Annotated in this window: 11 protein-coding genes; 10 read left to right on the top strand and 1 reads right to left on the bottom strand. The window is 70.2% G+C overall.

Annotation, left to right across the window (positions count from 1 at the left end):
* Positions 1 to 3 precede the first annotated feature (3 nt).
* Positions 4 to 1,677 carry an FAD-dependent oxidoreductase gene (locus C3B61_RS12645; protein ID WP_103461029.1) on the top strand — a complete coding sequence of 558 codons (1,674 nt, stop codon included), beginning with the start codon at positions 4 to 6 and terminating at the stop codon, positions 1,675 to 1,677.
* A gap of 73 nt (positions 1,678 to 1,750) precedes the next feature.
* On the opposite strand, the gene C3B61_RS12640 is transcribed toward C3B61_RS12645, so the two are convergent.
* The gene (locus C3B61_RS12640; protein WP_133160293.1) at positions 1,751 to 5,710 is read right to left on the bottom strand and encodes an SCO7613 C-terminal domain-containing membrane protein; all 3,960 of its coding nucleotides are present in this window, start codon (positions 5,708 to 5,710) and stop codon (positions 1,751 to 1,753) included.
* Positions 5,711 to 5,750: 40 nt separating this feature from the next.
* Between C3B61_RS12640 and C3B61_RS12635 the strand changes: the two genes are divergently transcribed.
* From C3B61_RS12635 to C3B61_RS12595, 9 genes are all read left to right on the top strand, one after another.
* Positions 5,751 to 6,332: a hypothetical protein gene (locus C3B61_RS12635; RefSeq protein WP_133159749.1), complete on the top strand. Its 582-nt coding sequence runs from the start codon at positions 5,751 to 5,753 to the stop codon at positions 6,330 to 6,332.
* Between the two features lie 121 nt (positions 6,333 to 6,453).
* Positions 6,454 to 7,980: a DUF3375 domain-containing protein gene (locus C3B61_RS12630; protein WP_165787909.1), complete on the top strand. Its 1,527-nt coding sequence runs from the start codon at positions 6,454 to 6,456 to the stop codon at positions 7,978 to 7,980.
* On the top strand, positions 7,973 to 8,716 hold the full coding sequence (locus C3B61_RS12625; protein WP_165791165.1) for a DUF4194 domain-containing protein: 744 nt from the start codon (positions 7,973 to 7,975) through the stop codon (positions 8,714 to 8,716). Before C3B61_RS12630 ends, C3B61_RS12625 begins: the two co-directional genes overlap by 8 nt.
* Positions 8,713 to 12,165: an ATP-binding protein gene (locus tag C3B61_RS12620; protein ID WP_103461024.1), complete on the top strand. Its 3,453-nt coding sequence runs from the start codon at positions 8,713 to 8,715 to the stop codon at positions 12,163 to 12,165. The genes C3B61_RS12625 and C3B61_RS12620 overlap by 4 nt, the downstream gene beginning before the upstream one ends.
* A gap of 61 nt (positions 12,166 to 12,226) precedes the next feature.
* Positions 12,227 to 13,135 carry an alpha/beta fold hydrolase gene (locus C3B61_RS12615; protein ID WP_103461023.1) on the top strand — a complete coding sequence of 303 codons (909 nt, stop codon included), beginning with the start codon at positions 12,227 to 12,229 and terminating at the stop codon, positions 13,133 to 13,135.
* Positions 13,136 to 13,170: 35 nt separating this feature from the next.
* On the top strand, positions 13,171 to 14,088 hold the full coding sequence (locus C3B61_RS12610) for an alpha/beta hydrolase (RefSeq protein WP_103461022.1): 918 nt from the start codon (positions 13,171 to 13,173) through the stop codon (positions 14,086 to 14,088).
* Between the two features lie 200 nt (positions 14,089 to 14,288).
* Positions 14,289 to 14,717, top strand: a complete 429-nt coding sequence (locus C3B61_RS12605; RefSeq protein WP_103461021.1) for a hypothetical protein — start codon at positions 14,289 to 14,291, stop codon at positions 14,715 to 14,717.
* On the top strand, positions 14,711 to 14,959 hold the full coding sequence (locus tag C3B61_RS12600; RefSeq protein WP_103431556.1) for a helix-turn-helix transcriptional regulator: 249 nt from the start codon (positions 14,711 to 14,713) through the stop codon (positions 14,957 to 14,959). The genes C3B61_RS12605 and C3B61_RS12600 overlap by 7 nt, the downstream gene beginning before the upstream one ends.
* Positions 14,956 to 15,924 carry an NAD(P)-dependent alcohol dehydrogenase gene (locus C3B61_RS12595; protein WP_103461020.1) on the top strand — a complete coding sequence of 323 codons (969 nt, stop codon included), beginning with the start codon at positions 14,956 to 14,958 and terminating at the stop codon, positions 15,922 to 15,924. The genes C3B61_RS12600 and C3B61_RS12595 overlap by 4 nt, the downstream gene beginning before the upstream one ends.
* The last annotated feature ends 9 nt before the right edge of the window (positions 15,925 to 15,933 follow it).

Genomic DNA, 15,933 nt, shown 5'->3' with positions numbered 1-15,933 from the left:
ATCATGACCCAGAACCGATATCTCATCATCGGCGGCGTCGCCGGCGGCATGTCCGCTGCCACCCGCCTCCGTCGCCTCGACGAGAACGCCCAGATCACGGTGTTCGAACGGGGCGGCCATGTCTCGTTCGCCAACTGCGGCCTGCCGTACTATCTCGGCGGTATCATCGAAGAGCGCGCCAGCCTGCTGTTGCAGACGCCGGCCTCGCTCGCCAGCCGCTTCAACCTTGACGTGCGCGTGCGCACGGAGGTCATCGGCATCGACAGCGCGGCCAAGACCGTCACCGTACGCGACCTCGCCACCGGCCGGGAGTCGACCGAGGGCTACGACGCCCTCGTGCTCTCGCCCGGCGCTTCGCCCGTGCGCCCGCCGCTGCCCGGTGGCGAGCGGATGCTGACCCTGCGCGACATCGACGACGTCGACGCGGCCATGTCGGCCCTGTCCGTGGTGCCGCGAAGCGCCCTCGTCATCGGCGCCGGCTTCATCGGCCTCGAGATGGTGGAGAACCTCGTGCACCGGGGCCTGGACGTCACCCTGGTGGAGCTCGGTGACCAGGTTCTGCCGCCGCTGGACCCCGAGATGGCCGGCCCGGTGGCCGAGCGGCTGCGCGCCGCGGGTGTCAGCGTGCGTCTGGGCACCCAGGTCGCCGAGATCGGCGCGGACACCGCCACTCTCGACGACGGCAGCGTCGTGGCGGCCGAGTTCGTGCTCGCTGCCATCGGTGTGCGGCCGGACACCGCGCTGGCCCAGGCCGCCGGCCTCACGATCGGCGAACGTGGCGGCATCGCGGTGGACGACCAGTTGCGCACCAGCGACCCCGACATCTACGCCATCGGCGACGCCGTGGAGAAGACCGACGCGATCTCGGGCGAGCAGCGCCTGGTGGCCCTCGCCGGCCTGGCCAACCGCCACGGCCGCCTGGTCGCCGACGTGATCACCGGCAAGAGAATCCGGGTGCGCCCGGCCCTCGGTACCGCCGTCGTGGGCATGATGGGACTCACCATCGCCGCCACCGGCTGGAACGAGAAGCTGCTCGCGGCCCGCGGCCGGAACATCCGGGTGATGCACACCCACCCGGCCTCGCACACCGGCTACTACCCCGGGGCGAAGCCGATGGCGCTCAAGCTCGTCGTCGACGCCGACACCGACGCGATCCTCGGCGCCCAGGGTGTGGGCGGCGACGGTGTTGACAAGCGCATTGACGTGATCGCGACCGCCATGGCCGGCGGCATCACGGCATCCGAACTCGCCGACCTCGAACTGGCCTACGCACCGCAGTTCTCCTCGGCCAAGGATCCGGTGAACATGCTCGGCTACGTGGCCCTCAACGCCGCAGAAGGGCTGACCACGTCGGTGCAGTGGCACGAACTCGACGCGGCCCGCGCGGCCGGTGCCACCCTGATCGACGTGCGCACGGCGGGGGAGTACGCCGAGGCCGCCATCCCCGGCTCGGTCAACATCCCGCTCGACGACATCCGCGCCCGCCAGGCGGAGCTGCCCGAGGGTCGGCTGATCGTGCACTGCAAGGTTGGCCAGCGCGGACACACCGCCGTGCGGCTGCTCGCCCAGCTGGGCCGAGACGCCGTGAATCTCGACGGCGGCTACCTCACCTGGGCCGCGGGCACGGATGCGGCGCGCACCGCCCGCGACAGCGCCGTCGCCATACTCAAGGCCTGACCACCCCCACCGCCGGCAATAAAGGCCCCAAAAACCCGAAGTTCCTGGTGCTTGAGTCACAGTTCGCGGGGAGTTAGGTGAGGTCGCGCAGGCGCGCCGAGAGGCCGCCTCCCGCGGCACCCTTCCGCTCGGAAGTGATCGCGATCACGAGCATCACCGCACCGATGGTGGCCAGGGTGATCCACCACAGCAGCGGGTTGATCGTCTGCCCGATCTGCACCGTGAACACCACGATGACCTCGATGGGCAGCACGGCCAGGCTGATCACGAACGGGGCGGCCAGGCGCCGGGTCGAGCCGATCAGGATCGCGGTGAGCGCGAGGGACATCACCAGGATGGCGCGCCAGGTCTGCGGGTCGGTGCCGGTGGCCAGGACCGACGGTAGGAACGTGACGATGATGCCCGGAGCGAGCAGCCGCCACGAGCCGGCAAAACCGGCCGGCCAGGAGCCGAGGGTGGCCGGCACGGCGCGTGCGCCCGAGCGCATCCCGATGACGCCGGCACCGAGCAGGGCCAGGCCCAGGGGGATCGAGAATGCCTCGACGCGCAGCTCCCGTTCGCTCCAGCCCGCCACGGCGGTGCACCAGGCCAGCACGAACAGGAACCACACCGGCGGCAACGACACCGCACGGGTGCGGGCCCTGGCCGACACCACGAGCATGAAGCCCAGCATCATCACCATGAGCAGCACCAGGGTGCCGATCGAGAAGGCGTCCGGCCGGATGGCCGTGATCGGGCCGGCGACCAGGAACGCCGTGGCCGCGGCGTAGCGCCACCGCGACGGGGCGTTCGGGCGCGGTGCCGCGTCTCCCTGGGCCAGGAGTCCGGCGAAGACCGCGAGCAGGGTGGCCGTGGCACTGGCCAACAGCACGGGCACCATGACACCGGTCTGGGCGGTGGCGGTGAGGTCGTCGAGACCGAGGCCCCAGCGCATGGCCTGCACGGCGCCCGCCGCCGCGGCCAGGGTGGCCACCACCGCAGTGGCGCCGATGAGGCTGCGGAGCCCGATCAGACCTGTCGGGGCCGGGCCTGTCTGTGCCTGGCCAGCGGGAGTCGTTGCGGTCGAAGCCGCTCCGCTCACTGCGGTGGCGCGGACAATCGTGTACCCGATCACCACGAGTACCAGGGCAGCGGCCAGCAGGCCGTATGCCCGCCACGGCGTGACCGGCCCGAACGCGGCGGCCCCGAAACCGGCCGCCCCGAAACCCTCGGACCCGTTGGTGCTGAGCACCAGCAGGCTCGGCACCACGGCCAGGGCCAGACCGGTGGTGGCCAGCGTCTGGCCGGCCCGCCCCCTGGTCACGAGGATCGCGCCGACGATCACCAGCGCGAGCGCCGGCGGCAGCACGTACGGTTCGATCACCTCGATGCCACGGATGGCCCAGATGCACCAGAGGGCGCCGGTCCAGCTGGCGCCGGCCGCCCACCAGGCGGACCGGCGGCCGGTCTGCAGCGCATTGACGGCCGCCCCAATGCCGAGGATCACGAGCACGAGCACCGTGGTGGACAGGCCCGCAGCGGTGCGCACGAGGGCGAGCAGCACGGCCAGCACACCGGTGACCGCGGCGGAGGCCTCGATCCAGCGGCGGCAGGCATCCGCTTCGAGGGTCGCCAGGCCGCGCCTCTCGAGCGCCTGCGTGATCGGGCCGGTGGCCGCGAAGGTGCCGGCGACGATCAGTGCGATCAGCGGCAGGACCACCGGTGAACCGCTGGTGGCCAACAGCTGCGCGCCGAGACAGACCACGACGACCGCGAGCGAGGGCACCAGCAGGCCGGCCGCGAAGGATCGCAGCGGCAACGTCAGACCCGGCCGCCGGCTGGTCATCAGGGTCAGGGCCAGGGCGAAGGCCACGCCGGTCGACAGCGCCGTCCAGCCGCTGCGCACCAGCAGCACTCCCACCACCCCGGCGACGAACGGCACCGCGCTCACCAGGAGGACCGCGTACCAGCTGCGCGGGGTGAGCCAGGTGGTGACGGTGGCGGCGAGGGCGCAGAGCAGGCCGAGGGTGGCGGTGAGGCAGAGCACCGCGATGCCGTCGACGCGGGCGAGAGTGAGCGCGGTGGCCACGATCACCAACGCGTACGCGTAGCCGAGACCGAGGTACACCGGGCGCCACCGTGCGGGCAGGGTGTGGGCGAGCGCGGCCAGGGTGAGCACGGCGGCCGCGCCGACCCACACGGTGGTCGACTCCTGCAGCCAGCCGGTGACCGCCGACAGCAGCAACAGCAGATGGGCGCCGATGACCGGCACACTCCTGATCGTCGCCGGTGCCGCGGCGAGCGCGGGGACGAACAGCAGACCTGCGATGAGCAGGCCGGCGAGAACGAGGCCGACGACGGCCTGGCCGGTCAGCGAGAAGCCGGCCCAGCCGGCGACGGTGAGCAGGGTGAAAACGCCCATCCACAGTGCCAGGCGGATCGGCGTCGACGGCGCACTTGTGGGCGCGGGCGCCGGCGTCTGGGCCGCTGCGGGCACGGACGCCTCGGCTGCGACGCTCTCGTGGCTCACCAGCGCGACCGCCCAGGCCGTCAGCGTGAGGGCGGCCAGCGCGGCAATCGAGGCCAGGCCGAGGTTCTGGGCGACGAGGCCCGCCCCGTATCCAGAGGGGGTGGCCGAGCCTGCGACGAAGGCGAAGTCACCGCTGGCCGGGTAGGGCGACGCGTTGCCCGGGTAGCCGCCGGTGCGGTAGCCGGCCCAGCGCAGGGGCGCGAACAGCGCGCCGGACAGCTGCGTGACCGCGGTCACCAGGGCGGGGCTCGCGCCCAACGCCAGCACCGTGACGGCGCCGGACGTCAGAGCGCTGCGGCGGGCGACCGGGCTCGAGCGCAACGCGGCCAGCCCCACCAGGGCGACCCCGGCCGCCACCGGGATCAACGCCAGGTACCAGGCGGAATCGCCGAAGGGCACGGCCAGCGGCAAGATCGCCACCGCGGCCACCGCGAAGGCGCCCGCCGCGAAGCTCCAGAGCCGGGGCAGCCCATTGCGGCTGCCCAGCGCCGCCACCACGGCCAGCACCGCCAGGACGCCCGCATAACCCAGGATCTGCGAGGTGATCGTGGTCAGCGACAGCAGCAGTAACTGCAGCAAGGCGGCGAGCACCGCCACCGCCTGCAGAGTGGTCATCGTGTTGCGTTCGAACCCCAGCGCGGAGCCCAGCCCGGAGGAAAGGCGCGCGAGCACGGGGTGCAGGCCGAGCGCCACGACGGCCACGCCCAGGCTGCCGAGGATCGCGCTCCAGGTGCCGCCGCCGCTGCCCAACAGCCCGGGGGACAGGGCCAGGCCCACGACCGCCGCCCACAGCCATACCCGCACGCCGGAGCGGGCGCCCAGCCCGAACAGCAGCGCGGAGCCGAGCAGGGTGCCGAGCGCGGCGAAGGTCCAGCCGCTCGCGGACACCGGCGCCAGCTGCACGAAAGCCCAGACATCGAGGGCGATGAACACCACGCCAAGGGCCGCCACGGACTCGGCCGAGAAGCGCAGGCCCCGCCGGGCGAACAGCCAGGCGCCGCCGAGGAAGACCACCGTGATGACGGCGACGATACTCGTGCGCACGGCGAAGCTCGTGAGGTCGGGATTGAAGAAGGTGAAGACCAGGGCGGCCACGGCGAGCAGGGCCGCTCCGGCGAAGGCGAGCACCGACTGCACGCTCACCTGGGCGCCCGCATCCGGGACGGCCGTGGCACGGGCCGGGTCCGCGGGGACCCGTGGCGAGTCTGTCGGTTTCGGTTGTGACGGAGCAACAGCCGACGCCGTACTTGCCGGAGCTGTACGTGCCGGAGCTGTACGTGCCGGCGCGGTGCCATCCGTCGTGCCCGCCGGCCACACCGTCGGTATCCGCTCGATCAGGCGGTCCCGCGCCTGCAACGCCTTGACCACCCGTCCGGTGGCCGAGACCATCTCACCGCCGAGCGGACCGCTCAGGTCCGCCCCGCAGCCCGGGCACCATTCGCCGGTCAGTCGCGCGTCACATCGGGGGCAAATCCGCCGGTCCTGCAGATATCGAACGGCAGCATCGTTCCAGATTTTCCCCATGGCCGCAGTCTAAGTGGCTCTCACTTACTAAAATGGGCCTGTGACGGATGCGACGCAGCACGCCAGGGTGCCGATATCCCGCATCGTCGATGAGGGGCTGCTCATCGCGCTGTCCTCGGTCCGGATGGCCGTCAAGAACGACATCATCGTCGCGGGCCTGGCCGAGCATGCCGACTACGACCTGGCCAGGTTCGCCGATTCGGCCCGCCGGGAGATGCTCGCCCTCTCCCGGGAGAACCAGGAGTCCGGCGAGAGGGTGCGAGCGCAGCGCAAGGAACTGACCTCGTCGACCTGGCGGTACGACCTCACCCAGGACCAGCTGATGGACCTCCACAAGCTCAAGCTGCGCCGGAAGGTGCACAAACTCCTCGCCCTCGCCCTGGTCGCCGTGGCCGACGATGAGGACCAGGTGGCCCGCCTCGTGCGCGACGCCCAGCACGCGGCCAGTGATGAGCTCCAGGACGCCATGCACACCCGCCTGATGCGCCTGTCGATCGACGCACTCGACCCGGAGTATCAGCTCCGCCGGGCCGAACGCACCGAAATGTTCGTTCTCGTCGATCTGGCCCTGCTCAAGCTCAAGGCCGACGAAGCAGCCGGTCAGGGCCTCAGCGACTACTGAGCGTGTCGGCCGGCCGGGCCAGGCGACCGCACGGCACACCTACGCCGCCGATTCGCGGTCGCCGGGGCGACTACGGTTGAGGAGGTCCGGGGACGGACCGGTGAGAAAGGATCGGGCACGAGTGAGCGACATAGCGGCCGAATTAGCGCGGGTGCACAGCGCCTTCGACCGACCCACCCTGCGGCTGCTCGACCGCAAGTGGGCGCCGTTTGTGCTCGCGGTGTTCAAGTCCTCGTTCAGCCGGGACCGCCGCAGCGTTCAGGCCGACAGGCTGCACACCCAGGTGGATGCCTACCTCGCCGACCTCCGCTCCGTGGGCAGCGATGTACCCGGCAAAAACGGTCGCGCCCTGTGCGTGCAGTGGATGAACGACCAGTGGCTCTACCGCGAGACCGGGGAGGACGGTGAGGAGCAGTACTCGCTCACCTCACACGCCCTCGAGGCCCTGCTACTCGTGGACGGGCTCTCCCGCGACCGGGCGCTGATCAGCGAATCCCGCCTCACCACCATCGTCGACACCGTGCGGCACCGCGCCACCCAGGCGAATCCGGACCGGGACGAACGCATCCGCCGGCTCGACCTGGAGATCGCCCAGAAGACCGCCGAGCGTGACCGACTCGCCACCGGCGGAGAGATCGCCGCGGCCTCGAACGATGCGATGCACGAGGGCTACGCCAACCTGATCGACCTGATCACTCAGCTGCCCAGTGATTTCAAGCGTGTCGAGGAGTCCGTCGCCGGCATGCACCGGCAGATCGTGAACGACTTCCGCGCCGAGGAGCGGCCGATCAGCGAGGTGCTCGACGAGTATCTTTCCAAGACCGACACACTGATGTCGTCGACCGCGGAGGGCCGCGCATTCGAGGGCGCGTTCGTGCTGTTGCGCAACGACGCCCTGCTTGCCGAACTCAAGAACGACCTCGAGTCGATCATGCTGCACCCGTTCGCCCTCCAGCTCAGCGCCGCCGACCGGCGCAGCTTCATGGGCACCGTCAGCCTGATCCGCAAGGGTGTGGACGACGTGCTCACCCAGCGTAACGGCCTGACCACCACCCTGCGCGAGCACATCGTGAACCACGACGTTGTCAAGGACCGCGAACTGGAACGGTTGCTGCGGGAGATCAACAAGGAACTCGCGATCTGGATGGAGACCGCCGGGCCCCGCTCCACGGTGACCGCCGAGCTGATGCCCGGCACCCTGGAGCTCGAGCACCTGCGCGAACGGTTCTACGACCCCGGCGCCCACAAGGCGCCGCCGCCGCTGGAGGACGTCTCGGCGTTCGCTCCGGAGCCGCCTACCCTCGATGCGATGCGCACCCAGGGCGGCCCGCTGCTGGCCGAGCTTCGCGATGCCATGGTGACGGCCTTCAGCATCGACGGCGCCGCCTCCGTCGGTGACGCGTTCAACAACCTCGACCCGGCGATGCGCCGGCCTGTCGAGATCCTCGGGCTGCTGCAGATCGCCACCCAGGTCGACGCCATCGACCGCACGGATGCCGCGGCCGCGACAGCGGGGTCAGACACCGAGGCCTTCGAAACCGTGCGGCCCGACGGCTCCCGCCGCACCTTCAGGGTGCCGCGCATCATCTTGACCGACGACGACACCGCGGCCCTGGCTGCCCTGAACTATGGATCTGATCATGACTGACAACGTGACCGCTGACGTGACCGACGACCTGACCGACGACACTGTCGAAGGCGCCGAGACCACCGAGGAACAGGACGGCGCCCAGAGCTTCTCTTTGTTCGAGGGGGACGAGGGCGGCCTGACCGTTGAGCAGCGCCGCACCCTGGTGCTGCTGCTCAAGCACCGCTACATCTCCGCCGCCCTGCAGCCGGCCGAGTGGCGCACCCTGCTCGCCTCGCAGAGCCTGCTCAAGTCGCGGCTCAACGATCTGTTCCTCGATCTGCACGTCGACCTGCACTACGAGGTGGCCTTCAAACGCCAGGCCGTCGGCGAGGGCGGCGACAGATTCCCGACCCTGCTGCACGACGTGGCGTACACCCGGGAGGAGACCATCCTGCTGGTGCTGTTGCGCCAGCGGTTCCGCAGCGAACGCGCCAGCGGCGTCGACATCGTCATCGTCGACCGGGACAACCTGGTCGAGAACGTTGCGCACTTCCGGCCGGAGCACGCCACCGACAGGTTCGGTGACGCTCGTCGCGCCGCCGCGGCCGTGGACAGCCTGGCGAAGGCGCGGGTGTTGCTCAAGACCAGCGATCCGGACCGGTTCCGCATCTCGGCCGTGATCGAGGTGCTGCTGCCCATCGAGCGACTCGGCGAGCTGTGGGAATGGCTGGTGGAGCAGAACGGCCAGGAATTCCGTGAGCCCGAACCCGGGACATCCGACCCTGCCGACCCCGCCCTGGAGGCCGTCTCATGACCGATTCCCCGCTGTTCCACATGGACGGTGCCACCGAGGGAACCACCCAGTGGCGTGCCGAGTCCTTCCAGATGGTCAACTGGGGTGGCTTCCAGGGTCACCACGAGGTGGACTTCGCCGCCAGCGCCACCCTGGTCTCCGGCGCATCCGGCACCGGCAAGTCGAGCCTGCTCGACGCCTACCTGGCGTTGATGATGCCCTCGGACACCCCGTTCAACGGTGCGTCCAACGACGCCGGTTCCGGGCGGGCCCGCAGCGTCGACCAGCGCAACCTGATGACGTACCTGCGCGGCAAGACCGACTCCAGTCGCGAGGCCGAAACCGGGCAGATGCACGATCAGGTGCTGCGCGGCGCCGACTCGGCCACCTGGGGTGCGATAGCGATGACCTTCATCGACGACAACCAGCGCCGGTTCACGGTGCTGCGCGCCTACTTCGTGCCGCGCGGCGCCACCAAGTTCGCCGACGTGACCATGAAGATGGCCACCCGTGACGGCCGGCTCGACCTGCGCGACCTCGCCGACGTCACCGAGGCCCGCTTCGACAAGCGCGCCCTGAAAAACCGGTTCGCCGACCTCGACGTGTTCGACACCTATGCCGCGTTCTCGCAGACCCTGTACACGCGGCTCGGCATCGGCGCCAACGGTGAGGGCGGCAAGGCGCTGCGACTGCTGGCCCGCATCCAGGCCGGCCAGCAGGTGAAGACCGTCGACGGCCTGTACAAGTCGATGGTGCTCGAAGAGCCCGCCACCTACGCCGCCGCCGACAAAGCCGTCGACCACTTCGAAGACCTCGAACGCTCCTACGGCGCCATGGTCACCGAGGCGCAGAAGGCCAAGGTCCTCGAACGCCTCCCCGAACTGCACCGCGACTACGAGACCGCGACCGAGAAGGCCGACCTCATCGACCGTTTCGGCGTGCACCGCGACGGTGACACCCCCTTCGTGCTCTGGCAGCTGCTCACCGAGCACGGTCTGCTCGATACCGCCGCCGACACCAACCGCGCCCGCCGGCGCGACAACCAGGCCAAGCACAGTGCCGCCCGGGATGCCGAGACCGACCTGAAGGTGCGGATCGCCGACCTGGTGCACCAGCAGCGAGACAACGGCGGCGACGCCCTCGCCGGCCTGCAGAACGACCTCGACGTGCTCGCCAGCAAGCGCGACGACGTGGCCGCCGAACGCGCCAGGTTCGATGAGCGCATCGCGCTGATCGACACGCCCATCGAGTCGGCGGATGCCTTCTCCGCCGCGCAAGAACAGGCTGAGTCGTTCCTCGCCGGGTTCACCGCCACCGAGCAGGAACTCGACCTGCAGAGGGTCGGCCTGCAGCGCACCGCCTACCCCCTCGAAGAACAGATCCGCACCCTCAAGCAGGAGCACAGCTTTCTCAAGGGCCGGGCCAGCCTGGTTCCCCAGCACCTGCACAACGCCCGCCTGATGATCGCCGAGGCCGCCGGGATCCCCGCCGAGGAGCTGCCGTTCGTGGCCGAGCTCATCGACATCGCTCCCGGCGAGGACGCCTGGCGACAGGCCGCCGAGGTCACCCTCGCCTCTGTCGTCCGGGTGCTGCTCGTTGATGAGACGCGCCTCGCCGCCCTCGGCGCAGCCATCGACCCTTTGCACATTCCCGTGCGCATCCACTTCGAAGGCGTACCGCTGCACCCGCACCAGCAGGTACACCCCGACCCCCGCTACGTCTCCGGCAAGCTGGTCTTCAAGGACTCCCTGTTCAGCCGCTGGGTGCAGGACCGCGTGCAGACACCGAGCCTGGACGCACTCTGCGTCACCGGCCCCGCCGACCTAGCCGGTGAGGGGTCCAGGGTCACCCAGAGCGGACAGACCCGCAACGGCAAGCGCGGCGCACACGGTTGGAACAAGGACCAGCGCTCGATCATCGGCTTCTCCAGCGGGGTGCGCCTGGCCGAGATCGCCGACGAGCTCGCCGCGCTCAAGGAACGTGCCGACGACCTGGCGGGGCAGGCCTCCGCCATGGCCGGCCGGATCATCGCCCTGCGGCGCCTCAAGGATGCCCACCAGCACGTGCTCGACACCGTGTGGGCGGCCATCGACGTGGCCGGCGCCCAGGCACGCATCGGCGCCAAGGAGGCCGAGCGGGAACGTCTGCTCGCCGGCAGCGACGTGCTGCGCGGGCTCCAGGACGAAGAGGCGCGGCTGTCCGCCGAACTGGAGACCGCCCAGAAGCACAAGCACGAGACCGAGCGGGAGGCCGCGGTGCTCGGTGAGGAGCACGCCGCGATCGTGGACCGCCAGGACATCGTGAACGACAGGCTCGAGCGCATCACCGCCGACGAGTCGGTCAGTCTGCCGGACGAACACGCCGCCGTCCTCGACGCGCAGTTCGCCGCCGTGAGCGACAGTGCCGAGCTGGCCACCTTCGCCAACGGCGTGAAGCGCCTCCGCGAGCGGCTCACCGAGCAGTCCAGCCAGGACCGTGACACCGCCCGCAGTGCCAGGGACACCCTGATCGGTATCTTCGAGACCTTCCAGAGTCGCTGGCCCGACCCCAACATCGGCGTGGCGATGGAGTCATACTCCAGCTACAGCGACATCCTCGACGCCGTCTACACGCTCGGCCTCTACGAGCGCCGACAGGAATGGAAGCGGCGCCTCTCCGCGTGGAGCGGACAGGACCTCGTTCCTCTCGTCGGCGCCTTCACCACCTCGATCGAGGAGATCGAAGACCGGTTGCGGCCGATCAACGACATCCTGCGGACGCTGCCGTTCGGCGCCGGCCGCGACCGGCTGCAGATCTCACTGCGCCGGCTGCACCGTGACGATGCCTCGGCGTTCCGCAAGGAGCTCAAGCTGCTCTCATCGGGGTCGACCGAGGAATTCACCGACGAGCAGACCGAGAGCCGGTTCACCAGGCTGCAGGCGTTCATGAATCTCATCCGCCGGCCGGACGAGCTCGACATCGCCGGCCCGGGGCGTGCCGGCGCCGCCCGCCACGCCGCCAGGGCCGACTCGGACCGCGACCTGCTCCTGGACGTGCGCAGGCACGTGGAGATCACCGCCGTGCGCACCACACCGGACGGGGTGGAAGTGAGCACCTATTCGTCGCTCGGCGGCAAGAGCGGTGGCGAATCTCAGGAGCTCGTCGCGTTCGTCGTCGGCGCCGCCCTGCGGTTCCAGCTCGGCGATGAAAGCCGCACCCGGCCACGGTTCGCCCCGGTCTTCCTCGACGAGGGCTTCGTGAAGTCGGACTCCGAGTTCGCCGGCCGGGCCGTCGCGGCCTGGAAGGGCCTCGGCTTCCAGCTCATCGTGGGATCGCCGCTCGACAAGGTCACCGCGCTCGAACCGTACATGGACCTCGTCCTGTCGATGACCAAGAACACCGCGACGGGCTTCTCCTACATCACCCCGCTGATGTCGCCGGAACCGAGGGACGCCGAGCACGCCGAACCGGACCAGGCGGTATCTGACTGAAGCGTGGCCTGACCCGCGCGCCGTGCCGGCCGGGCGCATGAATCCGGCTTACGCTGGCCCGATGGTGTCAGTGCAGGATCTGCGGCGCTCCGACGGACGTGTGCTCAGGGTGCACGACAGCGCTGGGAGTACCGGCGTCGCCGGGGAGTCCGCTGGGACGGCTGAATACGGCGGTCTGGACGGTTACGACCCCGTCGGCGAACCTGGCCCGGCCCGGCTCACCGTGCTGTGGCACCACGGTTCGCCACAGACCGGGGCCCTGCTCGAACCGTTGCTCGCGGCGGCGGCCCAGCGGCGCATCCGGCTGATCTCGTACGGACGGCCCAGCTACGGCGGGTCGACGCCGCTGCCCGGCCGCTCCGTCGGGTCGGCGGCGACGGATGTGGCGGCCATCGCCGACGCCCTGCAGCTGGACCGGTTCGCGGTGATGGGCGCCTCCGGAGGCGGCCCGCACGCTCTGGCCTGCGCAGCACTGCTGCCCGAGCGGGTGACCGCCGCCGCGTGCCTGGCCGCGATCGCGCCCTTCGACGCCGACGGCCTCGACTTCTTCGCCGGCATGGCGTCGGATGGCGCGTTGCGCGCCGCCTGCTCAGGCCGGCCCGCCCGCGAGCACTACCAGGCGACCGCTGAGTTCGATCCGGCGAGCTTCGTCGAGCGGGACTACGCCGCCCTGAAGGGTGACTGGGCGCCGCTGGGAGCGGACGTGGGGGAGGCCTCGGCGGCCGGCCCCGACGGGCTCATCGACGACGATATGGCGTTCGTGGTGCCGTGGGGATTCGACGTGACGGCGATCTCGGTGCCCGTGCTCATCGCGCAGGGCGGCCGCGACCGGGTGGTGCCGCCCGCGCACGGGGCCTGGCTGGCCCACGCCATCCCGAACGCCGAGCTATGGGATTGTGCCGATGACGGCCACATCTCGATCCTCACCGAGTGCGCGCCGGCGCTGGACTGGCTGCTCGCGCACTCCTGAGCCCGGCGCGGGTCCACAGGCCGTAGCCTGTGCAGATGATCGGGAGAACTCGCGGTGCATCTGAGACCGAGAACGCGGATGTCGGTGTTGACGCTGTCATTCAGGGTCCGCACGGCCCCGTTCCGGTGCGCCGGTATGCCCCGCCGGTCGGCGCGGCGCCGGTCGGCGCGGCGCTGGTCGGATCGGTGTCGCTCGAGCCGGCGCCGATCGTCTGGGTGCATGGTGGCGCCTTCGTCAAGGGCGGCCTCGACCTGCCGGAAACCCACGAGGTGGCCCTGGCGCTGGCCGCAGCCGGATTCACCGTGATCACCGTCGACTACAGGCTGACGTCGATCCCGGGGCTGCGCAGATTCGGGCGGACGGCAGCGTCGACCGGACGCATCCACTTTCCGGTGCCGGTCGATGACGTTGTCGCGGTGGTGCGGGCGGTGCAGGGCGAGTTCGGCGACGGGGTGATCCTGGGCGGAGCGAGTGCGGGCGCCTGCCTGTCGGCGGGAGCCGTGCTCCGGCTGGCCCACGGTGGCGCCGAGCCCCTGCGCGGGGTCTTCTTCGCCTACGGCCTCTTCCACGCGAGCCTGCCCGAGCGCTCGCGCGAGCTGCGCAGCCGACTGCGCGGCCGGCGCAGATTCACGCACACCCCCCTGCTGCTCAACGGGGTGAACCGCATCTACGCCGGGAGCCGGGCCGCACTGGCCGATCCGTCCGCGTTCCCCGGCGGCCACTCGCTGCCCGATTTTCCCCCCGCGCTACTCATCGACGCGGACAGCGATTCGATGCGGTCCTCCGGCGAGCAGTTCGCCAAGGAACTCGCCGCGGCCCGGGTGCCCGTCGAGTACCACGTACTGACGGATGCCGCCCACGCCTTTCTCAACCGGCCGAAGTCACCGGACTTCGCCGCGGGCATCCGCCTGATCGTCGACTGGGCCCGCCGGCTCCAGCGCGGCTCGCCGTAGCCGCCGGCACCATCACCAGCCGCTCAGCTCGCCGACTTGCCGCACAAGTCTCCTTCACGACCCGACAAGGGGCATTTCTCGGCAAGTCGCGAAAAGGTAAGTAAAAAATACTTGACACGATGTCTGGTCGGGCATACATTCATCGTGTCAACAATCTTTTACACGCCGGCACGGACCGGCATCGAGGCAGGGAGCCGCAGATGGCACGCGAAGAACAACGCGCCTGGATCATGGTCGTCGTCGCGATAGTGGCGTACGGCATCTATCTGGTTCTGGTGCTGGGTGGCGCAGGCGGCGCCCCCCTCGAGCAGGCGGCTTACATTCCCGCGATGCTGTGGACCATCGTCGGCTCGATCGTCGCGGGGATCCTGCTGAACATCATCGCGGCCATCCTGTCGCCCCACGAGGCCGGCCGGAAGGACCAGCGCGACAAGGAGATCAACCGGCTCGGCGAACACATCGGCCAGTCCTTCGTGATTCTCGGGGCCTTACTCGCGCTGGTCTTCGCCATCACCGGGCTGGACGCGTTCTGGATCGCCAACGTGATCTACCTGGCCTTCGTGCTCTCGTCGATCCTGGCCTCCATCGCCAAGATCATCGCGTACCGCCGGGGATTCCAGTCATGGTGAAGGCGACGAGCGTGACCAACAACATCCGCGGGCTCCGCTTCGCGCACGGAGAGATGACCCAGGCCGCGCTGGCCGACCGGGTGGGCGTGACCCGGCAGACCATCATCGCCATCGAGCAGGGCCGCTATTCGCCCTCTCTCGAGGTGGCGTTCCAGATCGCCCGGGTGTTCAATCGACCACTCGACGACGTGTTCCAGTACCCGGCAACTCCCATCCTCACTCGACCTGGAGGCACATCATGAGGGCCATCGTCCACGACAGCTACGGCTCGGCCGACGTTCTACACCCCGCCGAGATCGAGCGGCCGGCCGTCGGCGCCGACGACGTTCTCCTGCGCGTCGAGGCCGCGAGCCTCAATATCGGTGACTGGCACCTGATGGCGGGGCTTCCCTACCTCGTGCGGCCCGCCGTCGGCCTGCGCGCCCCGAAAAGCCGGGTGCGGGGCATGGATGTCGCGGGTCGCGTCGAGGCCGTCGGCGCCAACGTCACCCGGTTCACACCGGGCGATGAGGTGTTCGGTGTCGGTGAGGGCTCCTTGGCCGAATACACGACCGCCCGGGCCGACAAACTCGAGCCCAAGCCGGCGGCCCTGAGCTTCGAGCAGGCCGCGGCCGTGCCGACCTCGGCCGTCACCGCCCTGCAGGCCCTCGCCCCGCTGCGGGACGCCGGCCCGGGGGAGCGGGTGCTCGTAATCGGGGCCTCCGGCGCCGTCGGCGGCTATGCCGTGCAGCTGGCCAAGACCTTCGGAGCGCACGTGACGGGCGTCGCCAGCACCGCGAAGCTCGACTACGTTCTCTCGCTCGGGGCGGATGCGGCCGTCGACTACACCCGCGGCGACATCACCCGGTCGGGCGAGCGCTACGACCTCGTGCTCGAAACCGGCGGCAACCGGTCGGTCTCCTCGCTGCGCAGACTGCTCGCGCCCCGCGGCACCCTGGTACTCGTCGGCGGCGAAGGCGGCGGCCGGGTGACCGGCGGTTTCGAGAGGGCCCTGCGGGCCCTGCTGCTGTCGCCGTTCGTATCCCAGAAGCTCACCGGTCTGGTCTCGGTCGTACGTCAGGATGACCTGCACACCCTCGCGGGCCTTCTCGAGAGCGGCGCGATCAGGCCCGTCATCGATCGGGTGTATCCGCTCGCCGAGGCCGCGACAGCCATGCGCCGTCTCACCGATGGAAGCATCCGGGGCAAGGTCGTCGTCATACCCTGACGCCCGCGC

The organism is Cryobacterium zongtaii (genome assembly GCF_002909375.1).
GTDB lineage: Bacteria > Actinomycetota > Actinomycetes > Actinomycetales > Microbacteriaceae > Cryobacterium > Cryobacterium zongtaii.
The sequence above is the reverse complement of the archived record's forward strand: the minus strand, read 5'-3'. Positions and strand labels throughout refer to the sequence as shown.

What these genes read in the sequence shown, in the direction of transcription:
- C3B61_RS12600 (WP_103431556.1), top strand. Translation starts at nt 14,711, where the DNA reads ATGGTGAAGGCGACGAGCGTGACCAACAACATCCGCGGGCTCCGCTTC.
- C3B61_RS12595 (WP_103461020.1), top strand. Translation starts at nt 14,956, where the DNA reads ATGAGGGCCATCGTCCACGACAGCTACGGCTCGGCCGACGTTCTACAC.
- C3B61_RS12640 (WP_133160293.1), bottom strand. Translation starts at nt 5,710, where the DNA reads ATGGGGAAAATCTGGAACGATGCTGCCGTTCGATATCTGCAGGACCGG.
- C3B61_RS12625 (WP_165791165.1), top strand. Translation starts at nt 7,973, where the DNA reads ATGACTGACAACGTGACCGCTGACGTGACCGACGACCTGACCGACGAC.
- C3B61_RS12645 (WP_103461029.1), top strand. Translation starts at nt 4, where the DNA reads ATGACCCAGAACCGATATCTCATCATCGGCGGCGTCGCCGGCGGCATG.
- C3B61_RS12610 (WP_103461022.1), top strand. Translation starts at nt 13,171, where the DNA reads ATGATCGGGAGAACTCGCGGTGCATCTGAGACCGAGAACGCGGATGTC.
- C3B61_RS12615 (WP_103461023.1), top strand. Translation starts at nt 12,227, where the DNA reads ATGGTGTCAGTGCAGGATCTGCGGCGCTCCGACGGACGTGTGCTCAGG.
- C3B61_RS12605 (WP_103461021.1), top strand. Translation starts at nt 14,289, where the DNA reads ATGGCACGCGAAGAACAACGCGCCTGGATCATGGTCGTCGTCGCGATA.
- C3B61_RS12620 (WP_103461024.1), top strand. Translation starts at nt 8,713, where the DNA reads ATGACCGATTCCCCGCTGTTCCACATGGACGGTGCCACCGAGGGAACC.